The organism is Amycolatopsis sp. AA4 (assembly GCF_002796545.1).
Classification (GTDB): domain Bacteria; phylum Actinomycetota; class Actinomycetes; order Mycobacteriales; family Pseudonocardiaceae; genus Amycolatopsis.
This window is the reverse complement of sequence record NZ_CP024894.1, coordinates 6,121,907-6,142,776: the sequence shown is the minus strand read 5'-3', so window position 1 is coordinate 6,142,776 and position 20,870 is coordinate 6,121,907. Positions and strand designations below refer to the sequence as shown.

The 20,870-nt window shown below is 70.1% G+C and carries 18 protein-coding genes; 7 read left to right on the top strand and 11 right to left on the bottom strand.

What is annotated here, in order from left to right:
* Positions 1-5 precede the first annotated feature (5 nt).
* Complete coding sequence (locus tag CU254_RS28405; RefSeq protein ID WP_037715100.1) at positions 6-1,652, top strand: amidohydrolase; 1,647 nt, start codon at positions 6-8, stop codon at positions 1,650-1,652.
* 126 nt (positions 1,653-1,778) lie between these two features.
* Here CU254_RS28405 and CU254_RS28400 read toward each other — a convergent pair whose 3' ends face one another.
* Both CU254_RS28400 and gltB read right to left on the bottom strand, forming a co-directional pair.
* Positions 1,779-3,230 carry a glutamate synthase subunit beta gene (locus CU254_RS28400; protein ID WP_009081587.1) on the bottom strand — a complete coding sequence of 484 codons (1,452 nt, stop codon included), beginning with the start codon at positions 3,228-3,230 and terminating at the stop codon, positions 1,779-1,781.
* Positions 3,223-7,755 carry a glutamate synthase large subunit gene (gltB, locus tag CU254_RS28395; protein ID WP_009081585.1) on the bottom strand — a complete coding sequence of 1,511 codons (4,533 nt, stop codon included), beginning with the start codon at positions 7,753-7,755 and terminating at the stop codon, positions 3,223-3,225. The genes CU254_RS28400 and gltB overlap by 8 nt, the downstream gene beginning before the upstream one ends.
* Before the next feature lie 557 nt (positions 7,756-8,312).
* On the opposite strand from gltB, the gene CU254_RS28390 reads away from it, so the two are divergent.
* Positions 8,313-8,939, top strand: a complete 627-nt coding sequence (locus tag CU254_RS28390) for a YigZ family protein (protein WP_009081583.1) — start codon at positions 8,313-8,315, stop codon at positions 8,937-8,939.
* Between the two features lie 29 nt (positions 8,940-8,968).
* Here CU254_RS28390 and CU254_RS28385 read toward each other — a convergent pair whose 3' ends face one another.
* The 6 genes from CU254_RS28385 to CU254_RS28360 all read right to left on the bottom strand — a co-directional run bounded on the left by CU254_RS28385 (position 8,969) and on the right by CU254_RS28360 (position 15,139).
* Positions 8,969-9,223, bottom strand: a complete 255-nt coding sequence (locus CU254_RS28385) for a hypothetical protein (RefSeq protein WP_009081581.1) — start codon at positions 9,221-9,223, stop codon at positions 8,969-8,971.
* Between the two features lie 131 nt (positions 9,224-9,354).
* Complete coding sequence (locus CU254_RS28380; RefSeq protein WP_009081579.1) at positions 9,355-10,281, bottom strand: phosphotransferase; 927 nt, start codon at positions 10,279-10,281, stop codon at positions 9,355-9,357.
* A 41-nt stretch (positions 10,282-10,322) separates the two neighbouring features.
* A complete protein-coding gene (locus CU254_RS28375) occupies positions 10,323-10,889 on the bottom strand; it encodes a TetR family transcriptional regulator (protein ID WP_009081576.1) in 567 nt (188 codons plus the stop codon).
* A 70-nt stretch (positions 10,890-10,959) separates the two neighbouring features.
* Complete coding sequence (locus tag CU254_RS28370) at positions 10,960-12,168, bottom strand: cytochrome P450 (protein WP_009081573.1); 1,209 nt, start codon at positions 12,166-12,168, stop codon at positions 10,960-10,962.
* Positions 12,169-12,295: 127 nt separating this feature from the next.
* A complete protein-coding gene (locus CU254_RS28365; RefSeq protein ID WP_009081571.1) occupies positions 12,296-13,714 on the bottom strand; it encodes an MFS transporter in 1,419 nt (472 codons plus the stop codon).
* On the bottom strand, positions 13,715-15,139 hold the full coding sequence (locus CU254_RS28360; protein WP_037715097.1) for an FAD-dependent monooxygenase: 1,425 nt from the start codon (positions 15,137-15,139) through the stop codon (positions 13,715-13,717). It abuts the gene before it with no gap.
* 91 nt (positions 15,140-15,230) lie between these two features.
* Between CU254_RS28360 and CU254_RS28355 the strand changes: the two genes are divergently transcribed.
* Complete coding sequence (locus CU254_RS28355) at positions 15,231-15,743, top strand: MarR family winged helix-turn-helix transcriptional regulator (protein ID WP_037718099.1); 513 nt, start codon at positions 15,231-15,233, stop codon at positions 15,741-15,743.
* Positions 15,740-16,138 (top strand): hypothetical protein, encoded by a 399-nt coding sequence (locus CU254_RS28350; RefSeq protein ID WP_009081565.1) that lies wholly within the window; start codon positions 15,740-15,742, stop codon positions 16,136-16,138. The genes CU254_RS28355 and CU254_RS28350 overlap by 4 nt, the downstream gene beginning before the upstream one ends.
* Here CU254_RS28350 and CU254_RS28345 read toward each other — a convergent pair.
* Entirely contained in the window at positions 16,135-16,887 is a 753-nt protein-coding gene (locus tag CU254_RS28345) for a maleylpyruvate isomerase family mycothiol-dependent enzyme (protein WP_009081563.1), read from the bottom strand. The two genes, CU254_RS28350 and CU254_RS28345, sit on opposite strands and share 4 nt — an antisense overlap.
* A 152-nt stretch (positions 16,888-17,039) precedes the next feature.
* Here CU254_RS28345 and CU254_RS28340 point away from each other — a divergent pair, with 152 nt between their 5' ends.
* Positions 17,040-18,230: a cytochrome P450 gene (locus CU254_RS28340; RefSeq protein WP_009081561.1), complete on the top strand. Its 1,191-nt coding sequence runs from the start codon at positions 17,040-17,042 to the stop codon at positions 18,228-18,230.
* A gap of 2 nt (positions 18,231-18,232) precedes the next feature.
* A complete protein-coding gene (locus CU254_RS28335) occupies positions 18,233-18,448 on the top strand; it encodes a ferredoxin (RefSeq protein ID WP_199786005.1) in 216 nt (71 codons plus the stop codon).
* Here the strand turns inward: CU254_RS28335 and mtnA are convergent.
* On the bottom strand, positions 18,445-19,416 hold the full coding sequence (mtnA, locus tag CU254_RS28330) for an S-methyl-5-thioribose-1-phosphate isomerase (RefSeq protein ID WP_009081559.1): 972 nt from the start codon (positions 19,414-19,416) through the stop codon (positions 18,445-18,447). The genes CU254_RS28335 and mtnA overlap by 4 nt on opposite strands.
* A 60-nt stretch (positions 19,417-19,476) precedes the next feature.
* On the opposite strand from mtnA, the gene CU254_RS28325 reads away from it, so the two are divergent.
* Positions 19,477-19,875, top strand: coding sequence for a RidA family protein (locus CU254_RS28325; RefSeq protein ID WP_009081557.1), 399 nt, complete (start codon positions 19,477-19,479; stop codon positions 19,873-19,875).
* A 1-nt stretch (position 19,876) separates the two neighbouring features.
* Here the strand turns inward: CU254_RS28325 and CU254_RS28320 are convergent, their stop codons facing one another.
* Positions 19,877-20,857, bottom strand: a complete 981-nt coding sequence (locus CU254_RS28320) for a GTP-binding protein (RefSeq protein ID WP_009081556.1) — start codon at positions 20,855-20,857, stop codon at positions 19,877-19,879.
* Between the last annotated feature and the right edge of the window lie 13 nt (positions 20,858-20,870).

Below are 20,870 nucleotides of genomic sequence, written 5' to 3'. Positions count from 1 at the left end.
ACCCAGTGCGTCTCGATGCGTTATTCCACAATGGACGATTCACTACGCTGGACCCGCACCGTCCACAAGCGACCGCGCTGGGCGTGCTCGGCGGCCGGATCGTCGGGTTCGACGACGAGGTCCGCGGCCTCTCCGCGGACGTGGTGGTCGACCTCGGCGGCGCGCCGGTCGTCCCCGGTCTCAACGACGCGCACCACCACTTGAGCATGCGCGGCAAGCGAATCCGCGAACTGGACGTCTCCGCCGAGGCCGCGCCGACGCTCGACGCGCTCTACCGCGCGGTGGCGGAAAGGGCCGCGACGCTGCCCGCCGGCGCCTGGGTCACCGGCGCGGGCTACGACCAGAACAAGATCGGCGCGCACCCCACCGCCGAAGCATTGCACCGCGCCGCCGGAGGACGGCCGGTCTGGCTCACCCACACGTCGCGGCACATGGCCGTGGCGAGCACCGAAGCCTTCGCCCTGGCCGGCTATCCGGACCGGCTGGGCGTGCCGGACGTTCCCGGCGGCACGGTGGTGCGCGACGAGGACGGCCGCGCCACCGGGCTGTTGCAGGAACGCGCGACCGTGCTCGTCGACCGCCTGCTGCGCCCCGAGCCGACCGAAGAGGTCATCGCCAACATCGCCGCGGGCGCGCACGCCGCCCTCGCCGACGGCCTGACCAGCGTCACCGAACCCGGCATCGGCACCGTCGACGGCATCGGCCACGGCCGCGCCGACCTCGATTCCTTCCAGCGCGCCCGCGAACGCGGGCAATTGGGCGTGCGGATGACGGTGATGCCCTACATCACCGCTCTGCGCGACTGCGGCCCGTTCGAACCCGGCGGCGAATGGTTCGGCCTCGATCTCGGCCTGCGCACCGGCATCGGCGACGACCGGCTGCGCGTCGGCCCGGTCAAAATTCTCTCCGACGGTTCGCTGATCGGCCGGTCCGCCGCGATGTGCTGCGAATACGAGGACACTCCCGGCAACCAGGGACTGATGCTGTTCGAGCCGGACGAACTGCGCCGCTACACCCTCGAAGCGCACCGGTGCCACTGGCAGATCGCCACGCACGCGATCGGCGACGCGGCCCTCGCAGCCGTGCTCGACGCGTACGAGGAGGCCCAGCAGAAGCACCCGCGCGAGGACGTCCGGCATCGCATCGAACACTGCGCGGTCGCCGACGACGCCGCGGTCGCCCGGATCGCCGAGCTGGGCGTGATTCCCGTGCCACAGGGCAGGTTCCTGTCCGAGATCGGCGACGGGTTGCTCGCCGCGCTCGGACCGGAACGCAGCCGGCTGGCGTATCGGATGCGGAGCTTCCTCGACGCCGGAGTGGTCCTGCCGGGCAGCACGGACGCGCCGGTGGTCGCGGCGTCGCCGTTGCTGAGCATCCACGACATGGTCAACCGACGGACCGCGGCCGGGCAGCCGATCGCGCCGGACGAGGCGGTGACTCCGCTGGAAGCGCTGCGCGCGTACACGGTCGGTTCGGCGTACGCGGTGCACGAGGAAAAGCTCAAGGGCACGTTGAGCCGCGGAAAGCTGGCCGACTTCACGGTGTTGAGTGACGATTTGCTTACCGTTGAGCCGGAACGAATCGGGGAGATCAGCGTCGGCGCGACCGTGGTGGGCGGCGAGGTCGCCTACAACGACGGTGCCGCGCAGTAAAAAGGACGGGTGCGACGCCGTTGTCGCACCCGTCCGACAGCCGGGATCAGCGCGGCGCCAGTGACGCACTAATCCCGAAACCGAACGGAGCAGGCGCGGCGACGGTGACGCGCCTGCTCCGAGCCCTCAGGAGATCGGCCGGTCGGTCGGCGCGATCGGGGCCGGGAGCACGCCCCGGCCGGTCAGGAAGGCGTCCACGCCGGCCGCGCACGAGCGGCCCTCCGCGATCGCCCACACGATCAGCGACTGCCCGCGGCCCATGTCGCCCGCCACGAACACGTTGTCCACAGTGGTCTGGAAGTTCTTGTCCCGCACGACGTTGCCGCGCTGGTCCAGCTCCACGCCCAGTTCGGTCAGCAGGCCCTCGCGCTGCGGCCCGAGGAAGCCCATCGCCAGCAGCACGAGCTGCGCGGGCAGTTCGGTTTCGGTGCCCTCGACCGGGACGAACTTGCCGCCCTCGTTGCGCACCTCGACCAGCTTCAGCGCCCGCACCCGGCCGTTCTCGTCGGCCAGGAACTCCTGCGTGTTGACCGAGTAGAGCCGCTCGCCGCCCTCCTCGTGCGCGGACGAGACCCGGTAGATCATCGGGTACATCGGCCACGGGTGCGCCTCCGAACGCGACTCCGGCGGCTTCGGCATGATCTCCAGCTGGGTCACCGACTTCGCGCCCTGGCGGTGCGACGTGCCGACGCAGTCCGCGCCGGTGTCGCCGCCGCCGATGACCACGACGTCGAGGCCCTTGGCCGAATACGGCGACTCCTCCAGTTCGCCCGAGGCGACCCGGTTGGCCGGCGGAAGGAACTCCATCGCCTGGTGGATGCCGTCCAGCTCGCGGCCCGGGACCGGCAGGTCGCGCCACGCCGTCGCGCCGCCCGCCAGCACCACCGCGTCGTGGTCGGACTGCAGCTGCTCGACGGTGACGTCCACGCCGACGTTCACCGACGTCCGGAACTCCGTGCCCTCGGCCCGCATCTGGTCGAGCCTGCGGTCGAGCCGGAACTTCTCCATCTTGAACTCGGGGATGCCGTACCGCAGCAGCCCGCCGATCTTGTCCGCCCGCTCGTAGACCACGACGGTGTGGCCCGCGCGGGTCAGCTGCTGCGCGGCGGCCAGTCCGGACGGACCGGACCCGACGACGGCGACCTTCTTGCCCGTCTTCGCGACCGGGACCTGCGGCGTGACCCAGCCTTCCTCGAAAGCGCGGTCGATGATCGAGATCTCGACCCGCTTGATCGACACCGGGTCGTCGTTGATGCCGAGCACGCACGCGGTTTCGCACGGCGCCGGGCACAGCGTGCCGGTGAACTCCGGGAAGTTGTTCGTGGCGTGCAGCCGTTCCGCGGCCAGCTGCCAGTCCTCCCGCCACACCAGCGTGTTCCACTCCGGGATCAGGTTCCCGAGCGGACAGCCCTGGTGACAGAACGGGATGCCGCAGTCCATGCAGCGCCCGGCCTGCTTCTCCAGCTTGGTCGTCGCGAAGTCCTCGTAGACCTCTCGCCAGTCCAGCAGGCGCAGGTCCACCGGACGGCGCTTCGGTTCCTCGCGCGTGGTGGTCAGAAAGCCCTTGGGGTCAGCCATGTGCGGCCTCCATGATCGCCTCGTTCACGTCCCGCCCGTCGCGTTCGGCCGCGACCTGGGCGGCGAGCACGCGCTTGTAGTCCTTCGGCATGACCTTGCCGAACCGGTCGACCGCACTGTCCCAGTCCGCCAGCAAGGCCCGCGCGACGGCGGATTCCGTTTCGTTGTAGTGCTTTTCGATGGTTTCGCGGAGGAAGTCCACGTCCGAGGTGTCCAGCGGGTCGATGTCGACCATCTCCGGGTTGACCCGGTGCGCCGGAAGGTCCAGCACGTACGCGACGCCGCCGGACATGCCCGCCGCGAAGTTGCGGCCGATCCGGCCCAGCACGACCATCCGGCCGCCGGTCATGTACTCGCCGCCGTGGTCGCCCACGCCCTCGACGACCGCCAGCGCGCCCGAGTTGCGCACGCAGAACCGTTCGCCCACCTGGCCGCGGATGAAGATCTCGCCGCTCGTGGCCCCGTATGCGATCACGTTGCCGGCGATGATGTGGTCCTCGGCGACGATCGGCGATTCCTTCGGCGGCCGCACGATGATCCGCCCGCCGGAAAGGCCCTTGCCGACGTAGTCGTTGCCGTCGCCGTACAGCCGCAGCGTGATGCCCTTCGGCACGAACGCGCCGAACGACTGGCCCGCGGTGCCGGTGAAGGTGACGTCGATGGTGTCGTCGGGAAGCCCTTCCCCGCCCCACTTCTTCGTCAGCTCCGAGCCGAGCATGGTGCCGACGGTGCGGTTCACGTTGCGCACCGGCAGTTCCAGCCGCACCTTGTCGCCCGCCGCCAGCGCGCCCTCGGCGAGCTGGATCAGCGTGTTGTCGAGCGCCTTGTCCAGCCCGTGGTCCTGCTTGACGGTCTGGTGCCGCGCCGCGCGCGGCGGCAGCTCGGGCACGTGGAAGATCGGCGACAGGTCGAGCCCGGCGGCCTTCCAGTGGTCGACCGCCTTGCGCTTGTCGAGCAGCTCGGCGTGGCCAACGGCCTCCTCGACGGACCGGAAACCCAGCTCCGCCAGGTACTCCCGGACCTCCTGCGCGATGAACTCGAAGAAGTTCACCACGTAGTCCGCCTTGCCGCTGAACTTCGCGCGCAGCTTCGGGTTCTGCGTCGCGACGCCGACCGGACAGGTGTCGAGGTGACAGACGCGCATCATGATGCAGCCGGACACCACGAGCGGCGCGGTCGCGAAACCGAACTCCTCGGCGCCGAGCAGCATCGCGATCATCACGTCGCGGCCGGTCTTGAGCTGGCCGTCGGTCTGCACCACGATCCGGTCGCGCAGCCGGTTGGCCAGCAGCGTCTGCTGCGTTTCGGCCAGTCCCAGCTCCCACGGCCCGCCCGCGTGCTTGATCGAGGACAGCGGCGAGGCGCCGGTGCCGCCGTCGTGTCCGGAGATCAGCACGACGTCCGCGTGCGCCTTGGACACGCCCGCCGCGACCGTGCCGACGCCGACCTCGGACACGAGCTTCACGTGGATGCGCGCGTCCGGGTTGGCGTTCTTGAGGTCGTGGATCAGCTGCGCCAGGTCCTCGATCGAGTAGATGTCGTGGTGCGGCGGCGGGGAAATCAGCCCGACGCCCGGCGTGGAGTGCCGCGTCTTCGCGATCCACGGGTACACCTTGCCGCCGGGCAGCTGCCCGCCCTCGCCGGGCTTTGCGCCTTGGGCCATCTTGATCTGGATGTCGTCGGAGTTCACCAGGTACTCGCTGGTGACGCCGAACCGGCCGCTCGCGACCTGCTTGACCGCGCTGCGGCGCTCCGGGTCGTACAGCCGCTCCGGGTCCTCGCCGCCCTCGCCGGTGTTCGACTTCCCGCCGAGGCGGTTCATCGCGATCGCCAGCGTCTGGTGCATTTCCATCGAGATCGAGCCGTACGAGATGGCCCCGGTGGCGAACCGCTTCACGATCTCCGAAACCGGTTCGACCTCCTCGATCGGCACCGGCGGGCGCTCGCCGAACTTGAAGTCGAACAGCCCGCGCAGCGTCAGCAGCTTCTCGGCCTGGTCGTTGACCGCCTTCGTGTACTCCTTGAAGATCTCGTACTTCCCGGACCGCGTGGAGTGCTGCAGCTTGAACACCGTCTGCGGGTTGAACAGGTGCGGTTCGCCCTCGCGCCGCCACTGGTAGTCCGCGCCGGTCTCCAGCTCGCGGTGGCTCGCCCGGACGCCGTCGACCGGGAAGGCCCGCACGTGCCGCTGCGCGACCTCCTCGGCGAGCGTGTCGAAGCCGACGCCGCCGAGCCGCGAGGTGGTTCCGGTGAAACAGGTGTCGATCACCTCGGCGCCGAGCCCGACCGCCTCGAAGATCTGCGCGCCGGTGTAGGAGGCCACCGTGGACACGCCCATCTTGGACATGGTCTTGCGGACGCCCTTGCCGAGCGCCTTGATCAGGTTCGCGGTGGCCTGCTTGGGAGTCACGCCCGGGATGAGGCCCCGGTGCGCCATCTCCTCGACCGTCGCCATCGCCAGGTACGGGTTCACCGCGGCCACGCCGTAGCCGACCAGCAGCGCGATGTGGTGCACCTCGCGCGCGTCGCCCGCCTCGACGATGAGGCCGACCTGCGTGCGCGTCTTCTCCCGCACCAGGTGGTGGTGCACCGCGCCGGTGAGCAGCAGCGACGGGATCGGCGCGTGGTCGGCATCGACCCCGCGGTCGGACAGCACGATCAGCCGCGCGCCGTCCTCGATCGCCTCGGACACCTCGGCGCGGATCTCGTCGAGCCGCTGGACCAGCGCCTCGCCGCCGCCGTGCACGTGGTAACGGCCCATCACGGTGACCGCCTGGAACTCCGGCAGGTCGCCGTCGTCGTTGACGTGCACCAGTTTCGCGAGCTGGTCGTTGTCCAGCACCGGGAACGGCAGCACGATCCGGCGGCACGACGACGCGTCCGCGGCCAGCAGGTTCGGCTCCGCGCCGATCTGCGTGCCGAGCGCGGTCACCAGCTCCTCGCGGATCGCGTCCAGCGGCGGGTTGGTCACCTGGGCGAACAGCTGGATGAAGTAGTCGAACAACGGGCGCGAACCCGACGAAAGGGACGCGAGCGGCGAATCGTTGCCCATCGACCCGATCGGCTCCGCGCCGGTGCGGGCCATCGGCTCGAGGATGGTCTCCAGCTCTTCCTCGGTGTAGCCGAACGCCTGCTGCCGGCGCACGAGCGCGGCGTGCAGCGGGACCTCGCGGTCGCGCTCGGGCAGTTCCTCGAGACGGAGCAGCCCGGCGTCGACCCATTCGTCGTACGGGTGCTCGGAGGCGAGCTGGCCCTTGATCTCCTCGTCCTCGACGATCCGGCCGGCGACGGTGTCCACGAGGAACATCCGGCCCGGCTCCAGCCGTCCTTTGCGGACGATCTTGGACTGGTCCAGCTCCAGCACGCCGACCTCGCTGGCGAGTACCACGAGCCCGTCGTCGGTGACCCAGTAGCGGCCCGGCCGCAGGCCGTTGCGGTCCAGCACCGCGCCGATCTGCGCGCCGTCGGTGAACGCCACCAGCGCCGGTCCGTCCCACGGCTCCATGAGCGTGGAGTGGAACTCGTAGAAGGCGCGGCGCGCGGGGTCCATTTCCTGGTGGTTCTCCCAGGCCTCCGGGATCATCATCAGCACCGAATGCGGCAGCGACCGCCCGCCGAGGTGCAGCAGCTCCAGCACCTCGTCGAAGGACGCCGAGTCGCTCGCGCCGCGGGTGATGACCGGGTAGATCCGCTTGAGGTCGCCCGGGATCAGGTCCGTCTCGAGCAGCGCCTCGCGGGCGTCCATCCAGTTGCGGTTGCCCTTGAGCGTGTTGATCTCGCCGTTGTGCGCCACGTAGCGGTACGGGTGCGCGAGCGGCCACGACGGGAAAGTGTTGGTGGAGAAGCGGGAGTGCACCAGGCCGATCGCGCTCGTCACGCGCTCGTCGGCCAGGTCGAGGAAGAACTTCTCGACCTGCGGCTCGGTCAGCATTCCCTTGTAGACGATCGTGCGCGAGGACAGCGAGGGGAAGTAGACGTCGTCCTCGGCCAGCGCGTGCTCGGCGCGCTTGCGCACGCAGAAGGCGGCGCGCTCGAGCGCGAGACCGTCGAGATTGTTCTTGCGCCCGGCCAGGAACAGCTGGGTGAAGTGCGGCATGGTCTGCGCGGCGGTCGGGCCGCAGTGCGCGGTGTCGACGGGCAGCTCGCGCCAGCCCACCACGCGCATGTCCTCCTCGGCGGCGATCCGCTCGATGGTGGTCATGGCGCGGCCGCGGCGCTTCTCGTCCTTCGGCAGGAACGCGGTGCCGACGGCGTAGCTGCCCTCCGGGGGCAGCTCGAACCCGGCGACCTCGCGGTAGAACGCGTCGGGCACCTGGATCAGCAGGCCCGCGCCGTCCCCGGTGTCCGGTTCCGCCCCGCGTGCCCCGCGATGTTCCAGGTTCTTCAGCGCGACAAGGGCTTTCGTCACGATCTGATGGTCTCGGCGACCGGTCAGGTCCGCGACGAACGCCACCCCGCAGGCATCGTGCTCGTAAGCGGGGTCGTAAAGGCCGTCGGTGGCCGGGGTGCTCGAACGGTGGGTCACGGCTGGCCGCCTCCCAAGGCGTTGGCGCGGTTTCTTTCACTCCGAAGGGGTGTTCAGCACTGAACCGGTTAACGAAGTGGTCCGAAACCGCGATGGTCAGTCGAGAAGGGAAACCATCCGGTGCCTCCGCTGTCGCGAGGCGCGGCACTGCGTCGCGAGGCGTGGCTGACCGCGGCCGGTCGACGACCGGGCCGGGTGCCGGATGGTTTGTCACCGCACGGCGATGGGCGGCGGAAAAGGTTCTGCACGTCGCTGTACAGGCGCACGCGCCGGGGTCGGCCTGTGTGGTGGGGGCCGGCCGGGGCGCGTGGTGGTGACTCCCGGGTTCGCCGGGTCTTATGACGATAGTGTGAATTCGCTGTGATCGACATACGTCATCGCGCTCTCGTGGGAAAGGCCACGCATACGTTGACGCCCTCCGGGGTACTCCCATATGCCGGGCCGTCTCTCCCGCCACGCGGTCGGCGAAGCCGCTGACCTGCGCAAACCTGTCTGCCTGCCGGGTGTCAACCCCTGGCTCGCGACTGGTTGACTGGGGGTCGTGAGGGGGAGCGCCGATGACTGATCGTTATCTGTCCGTGGCAGTGGCCGGGCTGCACGAGATTGAAATACGGCGTTCACGGTTCCTGTGCGCGCTCGCGCCGGCGGCCGACGAAGCGGCCGCGCGGGAGGTCATCGCGGCCCGCCGGCGGGCCGAACCCGCGGCGCGGCACCACTGTCACGCGTTCGTCCTCGGCCCGGACGGCCGCACCCAGCGTTCGAGCGACGACGGCGAGCCCGCCGGGACGGCCGGGCTGCCGATGCTGGAGGTGTTGCGCCGCCGCGAAGTCACCGACACGGTCGCGGTGGTGTCCCGGCATTTCGGCGGCGTGCTGCTCGGCGCGGGCGGGCTGATCCGGGCGTACGGACAGGCGGTGTCGGACGCGCTCGACGCGGTAGGCCTGGTGGAGTACCGGCGGTTGCGGCTGTTCGACGTAACGATGGACTACACCCGGGCGGGCCGCTTCGAGAACGATCTCCGCGCTTCGCCGTACGTGCTGCACGAGACGCGGTTCGAAGCGGCGGCGCACTTCGAGGTCGGGTTGTCGCCCGGCGAGGAAGAACGATTCAGCGGCTGGCTGGCCGACCTCACCGGCGGCGAGGCGGTCGCGGTCGAACTGGGGGAGGAGTGGGTGCGCGGCTAGCTCGCGCACCGGACCCCGCCCGGAGAAGATCAAGCAGCGACGGGCTTTCCGCCCAACGCGAGCACCCCGGCCTCGGTGAGCACCGCACGCACCCGCTCTCCGCACTCCCCGTCCTCGGCGGGCTCGATCAGCCCCTTGCGGACGAGGTCGCGGACAGTGCCTTGGTCGCAGCAGCTCAACCCGTCGACGAACAGGTCCGGTTCGCAGCTGCAGCTGATTTCCGCGTGTCCCTCGGCGACGGCACGCAGAGTTGCCCGCTCCCGATGGTTCAACTCGGCAGTCACGGCGGTCCTCCTTCTGGTCCCGGCCCCTGTGTACCCCGGGAACGGTTCCAGTGTCCGTCGCGATCGCCGGGTTGTCGCGTATTTCACTCCTTTTTACGGGGGTATGTCGCGGGGTGGTCCGGGGGTACCCTTCAGACGCCCCACCATGCGTCGGCAAGGGATGCGAAAGTAGGTTCTTTCGGCGCCGGGAGCACTTCGAGGTACCAGCGGAAGTTGCTGTACACGTGCAGAAGCGCGTACGCGAGGCAACGGCGCGAGAAGTCCGGGCCGAGGTCGGCGGGACGGTAACCGTAAGCGAGCAGAAGACTCCGCAGAAATGCCGGGTCGCCGCCGGAAACGAACAATCCGGCCGCGGCGAACTCGTATTCCGGCGCGCCGCGCATCGCCGGTTCGAAATCGAACAGGCCGGACAGCCGCCAGCCCTCCCCTTCGCGGGTGACCATCAGATGGTCGCGCATGACTTCGGTGTGCAACGGCGCGGTTTCCGGCGTGCCCAGGTCGACCGCGCCGACGAACTCCGGCAGCTGGGCGAGCCAGTGTTCGTCCAGTGCGGTCGCGCGGTGGTGGTCGACCAGCTTCTCCCGCTGCGCGGCAAGGAACGCGGTCCAGTCCGCGGGAGCGAGCACGGACAATCGCGGATCGCGCACGGAGTGCAAGGCGGACAGCGCCTCGCCGATCTTCGGGGCGAGCGCGAGCTTGTCCGCTGTGGACAGTCCGGGCCAGACCTGTTTCAGCGGGCGTCCGCGCAGCCGTTCCATCACCACGTAACCCCAGCCGTCGCGCGTTCCGGCGTGCACGACGCCCGGGGTGGGGACGGGGAGCTTGCCGGACAGGACTTCCAGCATGGTGCGCTCGGTAGTCAGCTCGTCGCGGTGCACCGGCGGATAGAGCTTCAGGACGAGCTGGTCGCCGACTGCGTACACCGGCAGCGAGCCGTCGGCGAAGGGCACGGGTTCGCCGGGCTCGCCGAGCGTCCGGAGCAGGTCTCGTGCCGCGGGCAGCAGGTCCGCGCGGGTCAGCTGGTCGAACTCGGCCGCGGTGGCGGCGGGCGGAAACATGCGGTGAAGGTATCGGCGGGACTCGGCATGGCTGTAGCGATTTACTCGCTGCGTTCGAGCAGCGTGCGCACCGCCGGCCCGATGAGCCGCTCGATCTCGTCGGCGGGCGCGGTGGCGAGCGGCTCCTTGCGGGTGACCGAGCGGACCAGGCCGATGCCGAGCAGCCAGGCCATCGCGAGGTCGGCGCGGAGTTCGGCGTCCGGCCGGTCGGTGAGCCCGGACAGCGCGCGGGTGTACTCGGCGTCGAGCTGCGCGCGCAGGGCCTCGTCGGCGCGGTCGGTGCCCGACGACCGCAGGTAGGTCTCGATCGAACGGGACGCCGAATCGTCGCCGTCGAGGAGGCTGCGCAGCGCCGCGGAGAACAGCCGCTCGGGCGGGGTCGTCTCGACCTGCGCCAGGCCGCCGCGTGCCATCACGTGCTCGAACAACGCGTCCTTGCTGCCGAAGTACCGGAACAGCAGCGCCTGGTTGACGCCCGCTCGGTGGGCGATGTCGCGCACCGTGGTGCGGTCGAACCCGCGGTCGGCGAACAGTTCGGCGGCGGCGTCCAGCAGCGCGGCCTTGGTCGCCGTCGCGTCGCGTTTGCGCGAAGGCTGGTCCGCGTCCATCGGTTCCCCCTGGTCTGCGCTGGTGTGCGCGACGAGGTTAACCCGGCGGGTCGCGGATCGGCCGGACGAACTACGCGGACCAGGCGACCGGAAGCTGTTCGGGACCGTAGACGAGCGCGTTGTGCTTGTAGGACAAAGCTTCCTTCGGCACCGCCAGCCGCAAGTCGGGCACGCGGCGGAACAACGCCGTCAGCGCTTCCTGCATCTCGACCCGCGCGAGCTGCTGGCCGACGCACTGGTGCGCGCCGAATCCGAAGGCGACGTGCGTGCGCGGTGACTCGCGGGTGAAGTCCAGCTGGTCGGCGCGCGGATAGCGGTCCTCGTCGCGGTTGGCCGAGTTCACCGCGGCGATCAACCAGTCGCCCGCGGCGATCTTCTGGTCGCCGACCTTGACCTCCTCGGTCGCGTACCGCAGCACGCCGAACTGCACGACCGACAGATACCGCAGCAGCTCCTCGACCGCGCGCGGCGGGTCGGCGAGGGCTTGCGCGCGCTGTTCCGGGTGCTCCAGCAGGACGAGCGTGCTGAGCGCGATCATGTTGGCGGTGGTTTCGTGCCCGGCCACGAGGAGACTGAGGCCGAGCATGATCAGCTCGTCCAGGTCGAGCGAGTCCCCGGAGGCCTCGGCGCGGACGATGAGCTTGCTGAACAGGTCGTCCTGCGGGTCCCGCTGTTTGCCTGCGAACAGGGTGCCCAGGTAACCGGCCAGTTCGTGATACGCCCGCTGGGTGACGTCGGCGTCCTGGTCGGTGCTGACCAGCAGGCTGCTCTGGCGCTGGAACAGCTCGCGGTCGGCGTACGGGACGCCGAGCAGTTCGCAGATCGCCAGCGAGGGGATGGGCAGCGCGAAGTCCTGGACGAGGTCGGCCCGGCCGGGTTTGGCGAGCATGGCGTCGAGGTGCCGCTCGACCTGCTCGCGGACGTACTCGCGCAGCCGCTCCACCCGCCGCACGGTGAACTCGGCGACGACCATCTTGCGCAGCCGGGCGTGTTCCGCGCCGTCGAGCTGGATGATCGAACCCGGGTCGACCTCGGCGTACGGGTCGAGATCGGCTTTGACGTGCGCCGACGAGGCCCCGCGCGAGCTGAGCGCCGGGTCGGCGAGCACGGCGCGGACGTCGTCGTAGCGGGTGACCAGCCAGGTGTCGAAGCCGGCCGGACAGCGGACCCGCGACACCGGCGCGCTCTCCCGCAACGCGGCGTACTCGGCGGGCGGATCGAATGGGCACCCGGCGGGTCGCGCGGTCGGAAGGGCCGGGGTCTCGGGCGAGGTGGACATGCGAATGGCGCCTTTCCTCCGACGGTGCGGGCATCTTCCACTCTGGAGACACCCGCACCGCCGCGGGGCGATCGGCGCGGATAGGCGACGGAAGGACCACAGTTCTGCCCGATTCACCCCGTCGCGGTTAGACCGGTTCGGTGATCGGTTCGTCGGCGAAACGGCGGGCGACCCGTTCGGCTCCGGCGCGGGCCCACGCGGTAGTGGCGAGGATGGCGAGCGCGATGATCAGGGTGGTGCCGCCGGCGACGGTCCACCAGGCGGTGGCGTGTCCGGTGAGCGGGGTGCCTGCGGCGGCGAGGATCGTGCCCGCGATGGCGACGCCGAGAGTCTGTCCGACTTGGCGCGAGGTGGACGCGACCGCGGCGGCCACTCCGGCTTGGGAGCGGGGCATGCCGCTGACCGCCGCGTTGGTGATGGGCGGGTTCAAGAGTCCGAAGCCCAGACCGAACACGCCATATGCGATCGCGAGCAGCCACAGGGGCGTGGTCGCCGACGCGGTGGTCAGCAAGATGGCAACGGCGGTCATTGAGATCCCAGCGGTCAGCAGGGGAATCCGCGCACCGCGGGTGGCGACGAGACGGCCCGCCAGCGGGGCGGCGATCGTCACGGCCGCCGCGGTCGGCAGCAGCATCAGGCCGGATTGCAGCGCCGACAGCCCGCGCACGTCCTGCAGATACAGCGGCGACAGGAAGAGGAACGTGCCGAACGCGGCGAGGCCGCACACCGCGCTGAGCGTGGCTGACGAGAACGGGGCGCTGCGGAAAAACCGCAGCTCCACCAGCGGTTCCCGGCGGCGGAGTTCCCAGCGGATCAGCGCGAGTAATGCGAGGACCCCGAGCCCGGCCAGGCTGACGATCACCGGCGATCCCCAGCCGAGCCGCTGGCCTTCGATCGCGGCGGTCACCACCGACCCGAGCAGCACCACGACCAGCAGCTGTCCCACCGGATCCGGGCGGCGCGGGTGCGGAGCCCGCGATTCCGGCACATAGCACGCGGTCAGCGCGAGCGCCGCGACGACCACCGGGACGTTGACCCAGAAAATCGCCCGCCAGCCGATGCTCTCGGTGAGCACGCCGCCGAGCACCGGGCCGACGCCCAGCGAGATACCGACGATCGACCCCCACACCCCGATCGCCCGCGCGCGCTCGCCCGGGTCGGCGAAGACGTTCGTGATGATCGACATCGCGACCGGGTTCAGCATCGCGCCGCCGAGCGCCTGCACGATCCGCGCGGCGACCAGCCAGCCGATCGACGGGGCCACGCTGCACAGCAGCGAGCCGAGTCCGAAAAGGACCAACCCGGCCATAAAGGTTCGCTTGCGCCCCAACCGGTCTCCGGTGGCCCCGGCGAGCATCAGGAAGCACGCGATCACGAGCGTGTACGAGTCGATCGTCCATTGCAGACCGTTGATCGACGCGCCGAGATCGGTGCGGATAGCCGGGAGCGCGACGTTGACGATCGTGTTGTCCATCGCGACGAGCAGAATGCTGGAACACAGGATCGCGAGAATGCCGAAACGGCCGCGTGCGGTGTCAGCGCCCATTCAGTGTGCTCCGCTCTCTTCGCCCGCGGTCCAGACTTCGTCGGCGTATCCGTCCGGGCGGACCAGGACAGCGGCCAAGTCGTGCCAGTCTCGGGTGGAGCGCACGACGTGCTCGCCCTCCACGACGGTGTCACCAAAAGCCACGAGTGTGAACCGGTCTGGCCGCAGCGCGCGATGGAGGGTGCGACCGTCGGCGAGCGGGAGGTTGGGCACGCGACGGCCGACGAGGCCGCCGTCCTCCGCGTAGGAAACGTCCAGCCCGGACAGCCAGCCGCGCAGTTCGTCCGCGGTGTCGCCGTCGCGGCCGATGAGGTCGGACATCAAGTCCCGCAACGCTTTTCCGCCCCGGGTGAAGGTGACCATCAGCGCTGCCTGGGCGAGGGTGTTCGCCGCGAGCCGGGCCGCGATGGGGCGGCGTTCGGCGTCGTAGGACTGCGGACCGTCGATGATCCGCCGCGGCGCGCGGCCCTGCACCTCGGCGGCAAGCTTCCACGCGAGATTCGCCGCGTCCTGCACGCCGACGTTGAGCCCCTGCCCGCCCGCCGGGAGGTGGACGTGCGCGGCGTCGCCGGCGAGGAAGACCCGGCCGACGCGGTACTGCCCGACGTGTCGCGTCGTGTCGCCGGTCCGCGAGGCCCAGATGACCTCGGTGATGCCGAAATCGTCGTCGGCGAGCCGTTTGAGCGTCGCGCGCAGTTCGGCCTCGTCCGGGATGCGGGCCTGACGCCGCGCGGCTTCCTCCGGGGTGAGGCCGGTGTCGCCGGGTTCGTGGCCGAAGATGCGGTAAATGCCGCCGGGCAGCGGAAGCGCGCTGTACGAGCCGCGTTCGTAATCCCAGTTGTGCGGCTGAGCAGGCGGGCGTTCCAGCCGGACGTCGGCGAGGAAACCCATTGTGGTCGCGGGATTTCCGGGGAAGGCGAGGCCCAGCGCGTGCCGGGTCGCGCTGTGTGCGCCGTCCGCGCCGATGACGTATCCGGCCCGCTGGGTGTCGCCGGTTTCCGAAACGATGGTGACGCCTTGCTCATCCTGCGCGAGGTCGGCAAGTTTCCACCCGGTCTCGACCACGACCCCCTGGCCCGAGAGATGCTCGGCGAGCAGCCGCTCAGTTTCCGGCTGCGGCAGCATGAGCACGAACGGGAACGACGTGTCGAGTCCGGCGTAGCTCAGCCGGTTCGGCAGCGCCGCGAAATGCGCGCTCGGCACGCGCTTCCCGGCGGCGACCAGACGCGCGGCCAGCGAACCTTGCCCGTCCGGGATCGAATCGAGAAGTTCAAGGGTGCGCGGGTGGATCGTCGTCGCCCTCGATTGCCCCGCGCGGTCCGGATTCGCTTCGAAGACCCGGACCGCGACGCCGGCCTGGTGCAGGAACGCGGCCGCCGCCATCCCGACCGGACCGGCGCCGATCACCGCGACCTCGATGTCCATGTTTCCCCCTGGATCGATGCTCGTCTCGCGAACTGTCTTGACATCAAGGTATTCTCTCCCTGTCTTGATGTCGAGAGAAAGGGCTGTGCCGGTGAACACTGCGCCCCGGGACGCGGTCGACGACCTGGTGGACGCCGTCCGGCGCGGGGGCGGCGACGAGAGCGTGCTGGGCGCGAAGTCGCTGTCCTACCGGCTGCGGCGGGTCGCGCACCAGCTGGAACTGGCCATGCGCCGCGAGCTGTCCGCGCACGGGATCGAGCTGTGGGAGCTGGAGATGCTCGCCGCCCTCAAGCGCGCGCCCGGGCACCGGCTGACGCCGGGGCAGGTGATGGCCGCGGTCGAGCTGACCTCGGGTTCGGTCACCCACCGGATCACCCGGCTGGAGGCGCGCGGCTGGGTCCGCCGGGACAAGGACCCGGGCGACCGGCGTTCCGTGCTCGTCACCCTCACCGAGGAGGGCAAACGGCAGGCGCTCGCGTCGTTCGCGCTCAAGACGGAGATCGAGCGCGAAATCGCGAAGGCTCTCGACCCGGAAACCATCGACGTGGTGAACGACGCGCTCCGGCGGGTCTCGCACCACCTCAAGGGAAAGGACGAACAGTGAAGCGGGAAACCCTTGGCGCGGCGGCCGTCGTCGTGGGCCTGGCCGCCGCCGCGCCGTCGGTGTGGCAGACGGTCACGCACATCACCGATCCGAGCTACCGCGCCCCGGAGGCCCGGCACGGCGAAGGTCACGTGCAGTACCACATGGCGCGGGAAGCCCTGATCACCGCGGGCGCGTTCGGTGCGGTAGGGACGGCGTTGGCGGCCGGCCGGGATCGCTCGCCGGCGTTGTGGCGGGCAATGGCTTGCGCCGCAGGAGGTTTCGTGGCGGCGATGTGGTCCGGCGGCCCGACGACCGGGGTGTGGGCGCCGAACCGGAAGGCGCTGGCGATCCACGTGGCGTCGACGAGCGCGCTGTCGGCGGGGGTGGCGTTGCTGCGGCCTCGGCGGCGCTAGAGGAAGACCCGCGCGTTCTCCAGCCACACCTTCGCGTCGTTGCCGATCGCCGCGAGACCGGTTTCGCCCAGGGCGCGGCGCTGGGTAATGCGAAGGCAGAAATCCCTTGCGCTGCCCCGGATCCGCTGGGCGGCGTCGTCCGGACCCCAGCCCCACACGGTGCCGTCGGGACCGGTCAGTTCGACCCGGATCGGCTCGGTCGGCAGCGGCAGCTGGGCGGCGTAGAACGACAGCCCGCGCCCGGCCACGCCCAAGGCGGCGATGTGCTTGAGCCGGTCCGTCGGACGATGCTCGACGCCCACGGTGTCGAAGATGTCCTGCCCGTGCGCCCACGTTTCCATCAGCCGAAGCGCCACCGCCAGCGTCGCCGAGGATTGCGAGCCGTACCACGGAAACGCCTGGTCCAGCGGGATTTCCCCAAGCGCCGCTGCCACTTCGGCACGTCCGGCGCGCCAGTCGTCGAGCAGTTCCGCCCGTGGTCGCGCGGCTCCCTGGGCCGCGACCGCGTCGGCGTCTTCCTCCAGCACGGCGGCGAACTTCTCCGGCGCGCGGACGGCGAGGACGACGTTCGCGTCGGCTGCCGCGAGATGCGCGATCTGGTGCCCGATCGTCCACCCCTCGGCCGGGGTGGGTCTCGACCAGTCGGGTTCCGCGGACACCACGGCGTCGAGGTCGTCGCCTTCCGCGAGCAAATCGGGCAAGGCGGTTTCGCGGGCTATTTCGGACAAATCCAAGCCATAGTCCAGCATGCGACCACGCTATCGGCATCGAAACCTCCGTTGGCGCTTTCGGCCATCGGGAGGTGCCTGCTTTCGGAAGCTCCTGGCGGATTGACGAGCGGCCGGTATCCGGAGTAAGCATGTAAGCACCTGCTTACAAAGGGATCCGGGGAGTCATTGGCATGACCACCACGCACACCGCACCGCTCGCCTACCCGTTCAACGAGGAGGCGGGCCTCGCGCTCAACGAGGCTTACGCCGCCGCTCGCGAGAACGCCGGGATGATCCGCGTCCAGATGCCGCACGGCGAGGCCGCGTGGCTCGCGACCCGCTACGCCGACGCCCGGTTCGTGCTCGGGGACCGGCGGTTTTCCCGAGCGCTGGCGCAGGAAAGCGACGAACCGCGCATGTCGGAGTACCGGCGTCCGGGCGGCATCCTCTCGATGGACCCGCCGGACCACACCCGGCTGCGCACGCTCGTCGCGAAGGCGTTCACCGCGCGGCGGGTCGAAGAATTGCGGCCGCGGGTCGCGCAGCTGGCCGCCGAATTGATCGACCGGATGCGCGAACACGGGCAACCGGCTGACCTGGTCGATCTGTACGCGCTGCCGATTCCGGTCGCGGTGATCTGCGAGTTGCTCGGGGTTCCGGTGGGCGACCGGCCGCAGTTCCGGGAGTGGAGCGACGCGGCCTTGTCGACGACGCGGCTTACGCCGGAGGAATCCGAGCGCAGCCGCGAGGAACTGCGCGCTTATATGGCCGGGTTGATTGCCGAGCATCGGACTCAGCCGCAAGACGATTTGATGACTGCCCTCATCGAAGCTCGCGACGTGCGGGACCGGCTCACGGAGTTGGAGCTGGTGGACCTGTGCGTCGGGATTCTGGTGGCGGGGCACGAAACGACGGCCAGCCAGATTCCCAACTTCGTGTACGCGTTGCTGGATCAGCACGAGCACTGGGAACGGCTGTGCGCCGATCCGTCGCTGATCCCGACCGCGGTGGAGGAGTTGCTCCGCTTCGTGCCGCTGGGCGCGGGCGCCGGGTTCGCCCGGTATGCGACGGAGGACGTCGAAGTCGGGGATGTCCTGGTGCGCCAAGGGGAACCGGTGCTGGTGGCGATCGGCGCGGCGAACCGCGACCGGCTGCAGTTCGGCGGGGCGGACCAGCTCGTCCTGGACCGCGGCGACAACCACCACCTCGGGTTCGGGCACGGCGTGCACCACTGCCTCGGCGCTCCGCTCGCGCGGCTGGAGCTGCAGGAGGCGTTGCGGGCGCTGACCCGGGAGTTGCCGGGACTGCGGCTGGCCGGGGATATTGAGTGGAAGACGCAGATGCTGGTCCGCGGTCCGCGGTCGATGCCGGTGGGGTGGTGACGATGACCTGGTCGGTCAAGGTCGACGAGGGGGTATGCATGGGCAGCGGGATGTGCGCCGCGCTGCTGCCGGAGACGTTCGAGCTGGAGGGCGCCACCGCGCGGGCGGTGACGGAGACGGTCGAGCCGGACGAAACGGTGCTGGACGCGGCGGATTCGTGCCCGGCGATGGCGATCACCGTCCGAGACGGGGCCGAAATCGTCGGCCCGCGCCCCTAGATTCCTCGGCCGAAGACGCCGTCCTCGGTGACCACCGCGGTGATCAGCGCGTGCGGCGTGACGTCGAAAGCCGGGTTGAAGACTGCTGCTCCACTTGGCGCGATCTGGGCTTCGCCGAACTCGGTCAGTTCGCCCGCCGCGCGTTCCTCGATGGCGATGTCCGCGCCGGCGGCGACGGATGTGTCCACTGTGGACGTCGGGGCGACGACCACGAACGGCACCCCGTGGTGCGCGGCGGAAATCGCCAGCCCGTAGGTCCCGATTTTGTTGGCCACGTCGCCGTTCGCCGCGATCCGGTCCGCGCCGACCAGTACGCAGTCGACCAAGCCGCGCGCCATCGCCGCGGCCGCCGCGCCGTCCGGTTGCACGCGGTAGGGCACCCCGGCCCGCTCGAGTTCCCAAGCGGTGAGCCGGGAGCCCTGCAGCAGCGGGCGCGTCTCGTCGACCAGCACCGACTCCACCAGGCCGCGGGCGTGCAAATGCCAGACGACGCCGAGCGCGGTGCCCCACGCGACCGTCGCCAGGTGGCCGGTGTTGCAGTGGCTGAGCAGCCGCAACGGCCGGCGCGGGCACGCGTCCAGCACGACTTCCGCCGCGTGCGCGGATGCCGCGCGGTTCCGTTGCTCGTCCTCGTCGAGCATCGCCTTGGCCTCGGCCAGCACCGCGTCGGCACCGTGCGGAAGCTGGGCCAGCGCCCGGGAAACGCCCCAGGCCAGGTTGACCGCCGTCGGCCGGGCGTGCGCGATCCGGTCCGCCTCGGCTGGTACGTCGCCGCCTTGGCGAGCCGCTAGCGCGACCCCGAGCGCGCCCGCCGCTCCCAGCGCAGGTGCGCCGCGCACCGCGAGCCGTTGGATCGCGTCGACCAGTTCGGGCACGGTGCGCAGGGTGAGCGTGCGGTACTCGCCCGGAAGCGCGACCTGGTCCACGATCACGATCGCCCCGTCGGCCCAGTCGATGGTCCTGCGCATACGCCCTCCGTCCGGAAATCCCGTGGCGGATCGCCGCCGCGGTGAGCGACGATCCGCCACGTGACCATTGAACGGCAGAACCCGCCCGCCCTGCATCCGACTCCCGGCTACCACCACGTGACCACCGTCGACGCGCGCCGCACCGTGCACCTCGCGGGCCAGTGTCCGCTGACGCCCGACGGCGCGGTCGTTCCCGGCGATGTCCTCGCGCAGGCGGACCAGGTCGTCGCCAACACCGAGGCCGCGCTGTCGCACGCGGGCGCGGCCCCGGAGGACGTCGTGCGCACGGTGATTTACGTGGCCACCTCCGACCGGCCGACGCTTTCCGCGGTGTGGCAGCGGTTCACGGAGTCCTCGATCGCGGCGGCGTTCACGACCGCGAGCACGCTGGTCGGCGTGACGTGCCTGGGCTACCCCGGGCAACTCGTCGAATTGGACGTGACCGCGGCGCTCGCCTGAATCATCGTCCAGCGGCGGCCGGGCTGCAGCGGGACACCGTGTCGGTCAGTTCCGCGCGGTCGAGGTTCCGGCCGATGAGGACGAGTTTGCTGACCGGCGGTGCCGCGCCCCATTCGCCGGCGTCGGTCAGTTCGTAGATCCGGTGCACGCCCTGCAGCACCGTTTTGCGGTCGAAGGCGAGAATGCCCTTGAACCGGTACAGATCGTCGCCGCGTTCGGCCAGCAGAGCAGTGAGCCACCCTTCGAACGCGGCGCGGTCCAGCGGGTCGTCGAGTTCGATCGACACTGATTCCAGCGTCGGGTCGTGGTGGTGTGCGTCGTCCTCGAGCCAGTCCGGGTCGGCGGCGACGGTGCGGTTCAGGTCGAAGGCGTTGATGCCCAGGATGTCGTCCAGATCGACGTTGCCGTAGCTGGACGTGAGGATGTCCGCGGTCGCGTTGACCGAGCGCAGCCGCGCGCGCAGTTCCTCGATTTCCGGTTCGGTGACCAGGTCGATTTTGTTGAGCACGATCCGGTCGGCGAACGCGATCTGGTTGCTCACCTGGCCGCCGACGCCGTCGTGTTCGCCCTCCTCGAGATGGCTGCCGACATGCCGCGCGTCGACCAGCGTCACGATCGCGTCCAGGGCAAAGGCCGACGACACCTCGTCGTCCACGAAAAACGTCTGCGCGACCGGGTTCGGGTCGGCCATGCCGCTGGTCTCGATGAGGATCCGGTCGAACCGTTCGCGACGGCGCAGCAGCGACTGCAGGATTTCGATCAGGTCGGTGCGCGCGGTGCAGCACAGGCAGCATCCGTTGCTCATTTCGATGATCTTCTCGTCGCCGCCGAGCACGAGCGCGTTGTCGATCGGGATCTCGCCGAACTCGTTCTCGATCACCGCGATCCGGTGCCCGTGGTTCGCGGTGAGGATGTGGTTGACGAGCGTGGTCTTGCCCGAGCCGAGAAAGCCGGTCAGAACGGTCACCGGGATTTTGGCCATGATGATTCCCTCC